This is a genomic window from Streptomyces sp. NPDC059499, assembly GCF_042749285.1.
GTDB lineage: Bacteria > Actinomycetota > Actinomycetes > Streptomycetales > Streptomycetaceae > Streptomyces.
On sequence record NZ_JBHYTT010000026.1, the window covers coordinates 65,877 to 75,062 of the forward strand.

Sequence of the window (9,186 nt, forward strand, 5' to 3'; positions counted from 1 at the left end):
GCCCTCAGTCGAAGCGCAGGCCGCGCGTCGCGGCGGAGGCGGCCGCGAAGGCGAGCAGGCCGGTCCCCTCCTCGGCGACGGCATCGCGGTCCTTCCCGCTCAGCGCGCCGAACGGCTCGATCACGAGGGTCGCCGCCTTGCGCGTCTGCTCGATCCGCCACAGCCCGCGTACGAAACCGTCCACGAGGAACGTCGACTTGATCAGGCCGTTGCGGGTGAAGACCAGCTTGCGCTGCTCGTCCGTGAGGATGCGGCTGCGGTCGGCGTGCGACAGCAGGATGTTGTCGAACTCCGGCAGGAAGCGCACCGGCACGGGCATCCCCGGGTCGGGCAGAGGAGCGTCGGCGAGGTCGAGCAGTTCCAGCCCGTTCTCGTCGCGGAAGGAACGCAGCCGGGGCCTGAGCCGGTTCACCGAGTCGGCCAGCCGCGTCATTCCGGACCAGGTCTGGATGTCCTTGACGGTGGCGGGCCCGAAGGCGGCGAGATACCGCTCGACCATCGTGTCGGGCGAGGTGCTCTCCGCCAGCGTCGTGCCGAGCCAGAACTCCGCCGTCGTGTGCACGGCCTGGCCGCTCTCGCCCCACAGGCCGCGCGGCGGCACCTGTACGAGCGGCACCAGATTGCGTACGGCATTGGCCAGGGCGAACGGATCCCGGTCCGGCCAGCGTTCGGCGAGCAGGGTGCCGAGGCCGCCCAGCGTGAGCGGCTCCTTCTCGACCAGCTCACGGCCCAGCGCCACCACGTCCGCGGTGTCGAGCCCCGCCAGCTTCCGGCCGAACGTGCCCTTCAGGCCCTGTTCCAGGGCTCCCTGGAGCACCGGCCGGAGCGCCAGGCAGTCCTGCGCCGTGACCAGGTGGATCGTGCCCCGCATCAGCACCAGCCGGACCACCTCGCGGTCCCGGACCCTGTCCGCCAGGTCCTCGATACGGAATCCCGCCAGCCGGGTCCACAGCCCGATGTAGGGCGGGTTGGGCGCCTGGGCCTGCATCCCGACCAGATGTCCGACCGCCTGCACGGCCGGCATGCCGGCGCGCTCCAGCAGCAGTTGCCTGGCCAGCAGGCTCCGGTTGAGCGCCCGTCGGTCCAGCACGTTCGGGTCTCCTGTCACCATGACCGGATCCTTTCCTCGTATCCATGAAACGACGGTGGTGCCCCGGGACACGCACCCCGGGGCACCACCGCAGCACACCGACCGGTCTCAGCTCATCCTGACCAGTACCGTGCCGCTGTACTTCCGGCCGAGCAGAGCCACGAACGCCTCCGGCAGCTCCGCGACCCCGCCCTCGACGACCGTGTGCGGGAAGACGATGCGCTCCTCGCGCAGCCAGGTGCTGAACTGGGCGTTCCAGCCCTCGATCTGGTCGGGCGTGTGCAGCGTCGCGAAGCCGCGCAGCGTCAGGTCCTTGGTGATGGCGGACATCAGAGGCAGCCGGGGGCTGCCGCCGTCACCGGCGCCGTGCTGCCCGGACAGGGCACCGCACAGCGCGAACCGCGCCCCGCGGGCGGCGACCTGGACAGCTGCCTCGAACTGCTCGCCGCCCACGTTGTCGAAGACCACGTCGAGGCCGTCGGGTGCCAGTGCCGCGAGCTGCTCGGCGACCGGCCCCTCGTGGTAGTCGAACGCGGCGTCGAAGCCGAGCTCCTGGACCAGAAAGTCGATCTTCTCCTTGGACCCGGTGCTGCCGATGACCCGCTTGGCGCCCCGCAGCTTCGCTATCTGACCGGCGAGCGCGCCGACACCGTTGGTGGCTCCCGACACGAACACCGTGTCGCCCTCGGCCACCGCCGCCGTACCGACCATGCCGTGCCAGGCCGTCGGCCCCTGGGACAGGAAGTACTCCGGGCCGGGCAGGAGGGAGCGGTCACGCTTGAAGAACCCGTGGGCGTTGCCGACGGCGTAGTCGCGCCAGCCGGAGAAGTGCTCCACGAGATCGCCGACGGCGAGGGTGTCGCTGTTGGACGCGACGACCGTCCCGACGGTACGGCCCCACATCGCGACGCCAGGCTGGAAGACCGGGATCGGCAGCTTCGTGTCGGGGTTCATCTGGTCACGGGCCACCGAGCCGAGCGTCATCCAGTCGTTGCGTACGACGACCTCGCCGTCGGCCGGCGCGGACAGCTCCGACTCACCGAACTCGAAGTGCTCCAGGGTGACTTCGCCGGCCGGGTAGGCCGCCAGACGGACCTCCCTGCTGACGGCGGGAAGTTCGACGCTGCTCATGTGGTGCTCCTTCTCAGGTGGACGGGGAGGCTGACCAGGTTGTGGTTCACATCGCCGGCCCTCCAGAGCAGCTCGCTCTCCGGCACGGCCAGCCGCGCGTCGGGGTAGCGGCCGGTCAGCTCCTCCAGGGCGACGGCGAGCTCGACCCGGGCCAGTGGAGCCCCCAGGCAGTGATGGATGCCGTACCCGAAGGCGAGGTGGGGATTGTCGGTCCGGCCGAAGTCGAGGGTCTCCGGGTCGGCGAACACCGACCCGTCGCGGTTGGCGGAGGCGAAGGAGAGGAACACGGCGTCCCCGGCGGGGATGACAGCGCCCCCGATCTCCACGTCCTCCGTGGCGATACGCGGCAGCCCGGAGGTGTCGTTGCCGGTCAGATTGACCGTACGCAGAAGCTCCTCCAGCGCCGCCGGGACGTCCTCCGGGTGCTCGCCGAGCCGGCGCCAGACGTCGGTGTGGCGGTCGAGCAGCGTCAGGGCGAAGTTGGAGATCTGGCCGGCCGCCGAGTCGAAACCGCCGCCCAGCAGGGTGTAGCCGAGCCCGACCAGCTCCTCGAAGCCGAGCCGGTCCTCGCCGTCACGGGCGGTGATCAGGGCGGAGAGCACGTCGTCGGCGGGCTTCGCCTGCTTGCCTGCCACCAGCCCGGCGATGTAGGCACCGAGGTTCTCGCGGCCCTCGACGGCCAGCTCCTCGGGACCCGAGACGTCGGCGAACTGGCGTACCCACGTGAGGAACTGGTCCCTGTCCTGCTCGGGCACACCCAGCAGCTCACAGATAACGGCCATGGCCAGCGGAGCGGCGAAGCCCTCGACCAGGTCCACCGGGCCGCCGTCCGACTCCTTGTCCAGCGCGTCCAGCAGCCGGCCCGCCAGCTCCCGCACCCGGGGCCGCATCCCCTGGATCCGTGCCGGCGAGAACGCCTGCTCGGCCAGAACGCGCAGCCGGGTGTGGTCCGGCGGGTCCAGCGAGATGATCATTCCCGGCGGGGCCTGGAACAGCCCGCTGAAGGTGGGGGCGTCCGGCGCGTACGAGGCCGCGCGGCTGAAACGGGTGTCGTCCAGTACCGACTTGATGTCCTCGTGGCGGGTCACCAGCCAGGCATGACCGCCTCCGCTCCACCGCACCCGCGCGACGGGCCGCTCCGCGCGCAACTGCGTGAAGATCGGGTCGGGGCCCCGGTAACTCGTACCCGGGAACGGGAATTCGGGCAGGTCTTCACTCACCCCGGTCGTTCGGGCGGTCATGGGCAGTGCCTCCAGACGGAAGGTCTCGGGTCTCAGGTCAGCGCGCGGAAGAAGGAACGCAGCTCGTCGACGAGCAGCTCCGGCTGCTCCAGGGCGGGGAAGTGCCCGCCGTGCTCGTGGTCGGTCCAGCGCCGCAGATCGGTGAAGCGGTGCGCGCACCAGGCGCGCGGCATGCGGGCGTCCTTGGGGAAGACGGAACAGGCCGTGGGCACGTCGACCCGGCCGAGCGCCATCTTGTTGTGGCTCTCCCAGTAGATGCGGGCGGACGAGGTGCCGGTGCCGGCCAGCCAGGCGAGCGTCACGGCGTCCAGCAGCCGGTCGCGGGGGATGACCTTCTCGACGTCGCCGTCGTGGTCGCTCCAGGCCCAGTACTTCTCGATCATCCAGGCCAACTGGCCGACGGGCGAGTCGGAGAGTCCGTACCCGAGTGTCTGCGGACGCGTGGCCTGCAGCACGGAGTACGCGCCTTCGTGGGTCTGGAACTCCTTGAGCGCGGCGAGGCCGGCCAGATCCCGTTCGTCCAGCTCCACCTGTTCCTGCGGCGGCCGGGCGAAGGGCATCGCCAGGTGGATGCCCACCAGGTGCTCCGCGTCGCTCTCGCCCAGGATCCCGGTCAGGAAGGAGCCCCAGTCGGTGCCGTGCGCCGCGTACCGCTCGTATCCGAGCCGGTTCATCAGCTCCGCCCAGGCGGCCGCGGTGCGCTCCACCGTCCAGCCCACGTCGTCCGGCTTGTCGCTGAAGCCGAAGCCCGGCAGCGACGGACAGACCACGTGGAAGGCGTCCGCCGGGTCCTCGGGGTCCGTCAACGGGCCGATGATGTCCAGGAATTCGATGACGGATCCGGGCCAGCCGTGGCTGAGCAGCAGCGGCTTCGCCTGCGGGTGGCGCGAGCGCACGTGCAGGAAGTGGATGCCGAGGCCGTCGATCTCGGTGCGGTACTGCGGCAGCGCGTTCAGCCGCGCCTCGGCCGCCCGCCAGTCGTAGGTGCTGCGCCAGTACTCGGCGAGCTCCTGGAGGTAGGCCAGCGGCACACCCTGCGACCAGTCACCGACCGTCTCCTTGTCGGGCCACCGGGTCCGGGACAGCCGCTCGCCGAGGTCGGCGAGATCCGCGTCGGGGAACCCGACCCGGAAAGGCGTGAGTGCCGTGCTCATACGTCTTCCTCCTGGACTGCCGCCGGGGTGCTGTGCCACGGCACGCTACGGATGGCTGCTCGAGCACGGGTCGACCTCACCACGTGACCGGCAGCTCCCACAGCCCGTAGATCACTGCGCCCTCCTTACGGGGTATCTCGAGGAAGGGCTTGGCGAGCTGCAGCGTCGGAATGCGCTGGAACAGCTTGCTCCACACGATCTCCAGCTCCAGCCGGGCGAGGTCCGCGCCGATGCAGTGGTGCACGCCGTGCCCGAAGCCCAGGTGCTTGCGGCTGCCGCGCGTGATGTCGAGCTTCTCCGGCTCGGGGAACACCTCGGGGTCCCGGTTCGCGGCGAGGCCGAGGCAGAGGATGCCGTCGCCCTTGCGGATGACCGAGCCGCCGATCTCGATGTCCTCCAGCGCGACCCGGGGCACCGCGGTGTCACCGATGGTCGCGAACCGCACCAGCTCCTCGACGGCCGGCTTGACCAGTGAGGGGTCGTTCAACAGGAGTTGCAGTTGGTCGGGGTTCTCCAGCAGGCAGGCCGTGCCGAGCGAGATCTGGCTGGCCGTGGTCTCGTGGCCGCCGTTCATCAGGAGCCGGACCATGTTGAACAGGTCGCGGTCGGTGTACTCCTCGCCGGACGCCTCGTAGTCGGCCATCGCACGGCTGAGCAGGTCCTCGCCCGGTTCGCTCTTCTTCAGCTGGATGAGGTCGCTGACGTACGCGTTCACCTCGACGATCGCGGCCTGGCGCTCCTCGGTGGAACTGTGCCCTCCGAGCAGTGCCGTGCCGTGCTTGATGAAGAACTCGTGCCGGTCCTGCGGAATGCCCAGCAGCTCGCAGATGACGGTCATCGGCACCGGCAGCGAGAACGCGTGGTGGAAGTCCACCCCGGGCTCCATCGCCAGCAGCTTGTCGAGGTGGTCGTCGACGATCTCCTCGATCCGGGGCCGCAGCCGGCGCACCTGGCGGCTGGTGAACGTCAGGGCGGCCTTGCGGCGGGTGTCGCTGTGCGCCTTGCCGTCGTAGCCGATGAAGGACGTCTCGGTGCGGTACTCCGGCGGGGCGATGAAGTAGAAGGGGAAGTTGTCGTGCCGGCGCGAGGCGCTGACCCGGGGGTCCGTCAGCAGCTGCCGGATCGTCTCGTAGCCCGCGACCGTCCAGATGCGGAGGCCGGATCCGGACAGCGTGACCTGGGAGACGTCCTTCTCGACGATCTCCGCGTACTCCTTCGGAGGAGTGAAGGGGCACTGCCGTTTGTAGGGGAAGGTGCTTGTCTCCGCCTCGGCGGTGCCCGGCTCCGTAGCACTGGTTGTCACAGTGGATCCTTCCTCGTGGGGAATCGTTCCTCGTGAAGAACGTCGGGTTTCCGACGGCACAAAGTTCCCGGTGTACGGTGCCAGCGGCCGCTCGGGCACAGCTAGAGTCCGTGCGCCGCGGTACGAGCACGGCGCGAGCGCGGCCCGAGCCGGTTTCCGGACAGGCTTCCTAGCCTCCCGGGATGGGCATAGCAGCGAGTGAGGGCCGGTCCGCCGCGACCGGGCCCCTGAGCGGGCTGAGAGTGGTCGAACTGGCGGCGATCGGGCCGGCGCCCTTCGCCTGCATGGTGCTGGCCGACCTGGGCGCCGAGGTGATCCGGGTCGACCGGGCCGACGGCCGCCGCTCCTTCGAACAGTGGCACCAGGTCCTGGACCGCGGACGCCACCGCATCGCACTGGACCTGAAGAGCCCCGACGACATCGCGGAGCTCCTGAACCTCCTGGAAAGCTCCGACATCCTGGTCGAGGGCTTCAGACCGGGGGTGGCCGAGCGGCTCGGCATCGGCCCCGACGTGTGCCTGGACCGCAATCCCGCCCTCGTCTACGCCCGGATGACGGGCTGGGGGCAGGAGGGACCGCTCGCCAGGACCCCCGGACACGACATCAACTACCTGGCACTCAGCGGTGCGTTGTACGCGATCGGTGAGGCCGGCGGTCCGCCCGTCGTCCCGGTGAACTTCCTGGGGGACTTCGCGGGCGGCTCGATGTTCCTGGTCGCAGGGGTCCTCGCGGCCGTGTACGAGCGGCAGCGGACCGGCCGGGGGCAGGTCGTCGACGCCGCGATCGTGGACGGTGCCGGGGCGATGCTCGGCATGCTGGTCGGCATGGAGGCGGCCGGCCAGTGGCGGCACGAGCGCGGAGCGAACCTGCTGGACGGCGGAGCGCCGTTCTACACCACCTACGCGTGCGCCGACGGCGGCTACGTGGCCGTCGGCGCCCTGGAGGACCGCTTCTACGCCGCGCTGCTGCACGGCCTCGGACTGGCGGGCGCGGCCCTGCCCGACCGGGACGAACCGCACAACTGGCCGGCACTGCGCAGGGAGTTCGCGAGCCGCTTCATCACCGGGGAACGGGATCACTGGGCGCAGCTGTTCGAAGGCACCGAAGCGTGCGTGACGCCGGTGCTGAGCGCCGCGGAGGCGGCATCCCATCCGCACCACCTGGCACGCGGAAGCGGCCCTGCCGCGGTGGCCCCGCGGTTCAGCCGCACTCCAGTGGAATTCCACTGACACCGGGCATCCTGCCGTCCGATGGTCCAAGGCTGTCCAGCCACCTGCGGAACCCCCCAAGGACTGTCCCGGTCCCCCCAAGATCTGAGAGGTACACCATGGCTATTTCCTCCGAGCAGGCTCCGTCCACGGAGACGGAGGTGGCAAGGGACGAGACGGCTGCGGACAAGCGAACCGGTGCGGCGCCGCCCGACCCGAAGCGCTGGATGGCCCTGCTGGTGCTGCTCGTCGCCGCCTTCATGGACATGCTGGACGGCACCATCGCGAACGTGGCGGCCCCGGCCATCCAGCAGGGCATCGGCGGCGGCTACTCCATCATCCAGTGGGTGCTGGTGGGCTATCAGCTCAGCTTCGCGCTGCTGCTGATCCTCGGCGGCCGGCTGGGCGACATCTACGGCCGCAAGCGGATGTTCCTCCTCGGCGTCGTCGGCTTCACGGTCGCATCGCTGGGAGCCGGACTCGCTCAGGAGCCCTGGCAGCTGGTCGCGTCCCGCATGATCCAGGGTGCCTTCGCCGGAATCATGGTTCCGCAGATCCTCGCCATCATCCACGTCACCTTCTCCGCCAAGGAGCGGGCCGGGGCCTTCGCCATGTACGGCGGTGTGGCCGGTGTGGCCGCCGCGGTCGGCATGGGCGCGGGCGGACCGCTGGCCGAGTGGGACCTCTTCGGCCTCGGCTGGCGGCTGATCTTCCTCATCAACATCCCGGTCGGCATCCTCGGGCTCATCTACGCCCCGCGCGTGCTCCGCGAGTCCAAGGCACCGCATGCCCTGAAGCTCGACGTCAGGGGCGTCGTCCTCGCCACCGCCGGTCTGCTCCTGCTGATCTTCCCGCTGCTCCAGGGCCGCGAACTGGGCTGGCCGCTGTGGGGCTTCGTGTCGATGGCCGCATCGGTGCCGGTGCTCGGCGCCTTCATCCTGTGGCAGAAGAAGAAGACCCTCCTGGACGGCTCACCGCTCGTGGAGCTGGCGCTGTTCCGCATCCGCAGCTTCTCCTCCGGGCTCGGCGTGAACCTCGCCTTCTACATCGGCATCGGCATGTTCAACATCGGCTGGACCGTCTACATGCAGGTCGGCCTCGGCTGGTCGCCGATGCGCTCGGGGCTCACGAGCCTCCCGTTCTGCATCGGTGCCTTCCTCACCTCCTCGGCGGCCATGGTCGTCCTGGTGCCCAAGTTCGGCCGCAAGGTGCTGCAGTCCGGCGCGGTCGTCACCGTGATCGGTGCGCTGGCCTTCCTGTGGGCGGCCGGCGAGTACGGCAGCGGCATCAGCTCCTGGCAGCTCGTGGTGCCGATGCTGCTGATCGGTCTCGGCTTCGGTCTGATCGCGGCCCCGCTGCCGCAGATCGTGATCTCCGAGGTGCCGCAGAAGGACGCGGGCTCCGCCTCCGGCATCGTCCACACCAATGCCCAGCTCGGGTTCGCCGTCGGCGGCGCCCTGGTCAGCGTCGTCTTCTTCGCCGGACTGGTGGGCAACACCGGAACGGCGATCGACGACCAGGCCTCCGAACTGCGCAAGGAACTCGTCGCCACCGCCGGGCTCACCCCGGGCGAGGCGGACACCACCGTCGCGGCCTACCGGACGTGCGCGGTCGACCGGGTCGAGGAGAAGGACCCGGCCGTCGTCCCGGAGAGCTGCGCCGTTCCCGCACTCCAGAACCAGCAGGCGGCCCCGGTCCTGGCCGGCTACGCCAAGGACGCCACCGGTACCTCCTTCGCCGGCAGCCTGCAGACCACCCTGTGGGTCTTCGGCGGAGTCGTCGTCCTCGCCTTCCTCCTGATGCTCGCGATCCCGCGGCAGATGAGGCTGGAAGCCCCCGAGGACGAGGAGGAGCCCGGCAAGGCCCCCGAGGCCGCCCCGGCTTCCTGACCCCGTAACACCCCCGCTCACGGTGCGGGGGGGGGGGGGGGGGCCCGCCCCCGCCCGCGCGGCGGGGGGGGGGGCCCGCCTCGACGAACACGGGGGCCGGTGCGACGGGGCGTACCGGCTCGGGCCCGGGTTCCGTGTGACGAACGGCCTCGCGTGAGGGCTCGTACGTG

General features: G+C 70.4%; 7 protein-coding genes. 2 read left to right on the forward strand and 5 right to left on the reverse strand.

What is annotated here, in order from left to right; translation table 11 throughout:
* Positions 1–4 precede the first annotated feature (4 nt).
* The 5 genes from ACFW9O_RS35415 to ACFW9O_RS35435 all read right to left on the reverse strand — a co-directional run bounded on the left by ACFW9O_RS35415 (position 5) and on the right by ACFW9O_RS35435 (position 5,919).
* On the reverse strand, positions 5–1,111 hold the full coding sequence (locus ACFW9O_RS35415) for a winged helix DNA-binding domain-containing protein (RefSeq protein ID WP_384615160.1): 1,107 nt from the start codon (positions 1,109–1,111) through the stop codon (positions 5–7).
* Positions 1,112–1,198: 87 nt separating this feature from the next.
* Positions 1,199–2,221, reverse strand: a complete 1,023-nt coding sequence (locus ACFW9O_RS35420) for an NADP-dependent oxidoreductase (protein ID WP_351181341.1) — start codon at positions 2,219–2,221, stop codon at positions 1,199–1,201.
* Positions 2,218–3,462 (reverse strand): cytochrome P450, encoded by a 1,245-nt coding sequence (locus tag ACFW9O_RS35425; RefSeq protein ID WP_384615162.1) that lies wholly within the window; start codon positions 3,460–3,462, stop codon positions 2,218–2,220. The genes ACFW9O_RS35420 and ACFW9O_RS35425 overlap by 4 nt, the downstream gene beginning before the upstream one ends.
* A 32-nt stretch (positions 3,463–3,494) precedes the next feature.
* On the reverse strand, positions 3,495–4,616 hold the full coding sequence (locus ACFW9O_RS35430) for an epoxide hydrolase family protein (RefSeq protein WP_384615164.1): 1,122 nt from the start codon (positions 4,614–4,616) through the stop codon (positions 3,495–3,497).
* 76 nt (positions 4,617–4,692) lie between these two features.
* Positions 4,693–5,919 carry a cytochrome P450 gene (locus ACFW9O_RS35435; protein WP_384615166.1) on the reverse strand — a complete coding sequence of 409 codons (1,227 nt, stop codon included), beginning with the start codon at positions 5,917–5,919 and terminating at the stop codon, positions 4,693–4,695.
* 182 nt (positions 5,920–6,101) lie between these two features.
* Here ACFW9O_RS35435 and ACFW9O_RS35440 point away from each other — a divergent pair, with 182 nt between their 5' ends.
* Positions 6,102–7,148, forward strand: coding sequence for a CaiB/BaiF CoA transferase family protein (locus tag ACFW9O_RS35440; protein WP_384615168.1), 1,047 nt, complete (start codon positions 6,102–6,104; stop codon positions 7,146–7,148).
* A gap of 98 nt (positions 7,149–7,246) precedes the next feature.
* Positions 7,247–9,016, forward strand: coding sequence for an MFS transporter (locus tag ACFW9O_RS35445; protein WP_384615170.1), 1,770 nt, complete (start codon positions 7,247–7,249; stop codon positions 9,014–9,016).
* The last annotated feature ends 170 nt before the right edge of the window (positions 9,017–9,186 follow it).

Excerpts from the sequence above, each read along its gene's own strand:
- ACFW9O_RS35415 (WP_384615160.1), bottom strand. The coding sequence starts at position 1,111 with ATGGTGACAGGAGACCCGAACGTGCTGGACCGACGGGCGCTCAACCGG.
- ACFW9O_RS35420 (WP_351181341.1), bottom strand. The coding sequence starts at position 2,221 with ATGAGCAGCGTCGAACTTCCCGCCGTCAGCAGGGAGGTCCGTCTGGCG.
- ACFW9O_RS35425 (WP_384615162.1), bottom strand. The coding sequence starts at position 3,462 with ATGACCGCCCGAACGACCGGGGTGAGTGAAGACCTGCCCGAATTCCCG.
- ACFW9O_RS35430 (WP_384615164.1), bottom strand. The coding sequence starts at position 4,616 with ATGAGCACGGCACTCACGCCTTTCCGGGTCGGGTTCCCCGACGCGGAT.
- ACFW9O_RS35440 (WP_384615168.1), top strand. The coding sequence starts at position 6,102 with ATGGGCATAGCAGCGAGTGAGGGCCGGTCCGCCGCGACCGGGCCCCTG.
- ACFW9O_RS35445 (WP_384615170.1), top strand. The coding sequence starts at position 7,247 with ATGGCTATTTCCTCCGAGCAGGCTCCGTCCACGGAGACGGAGGTGGCA.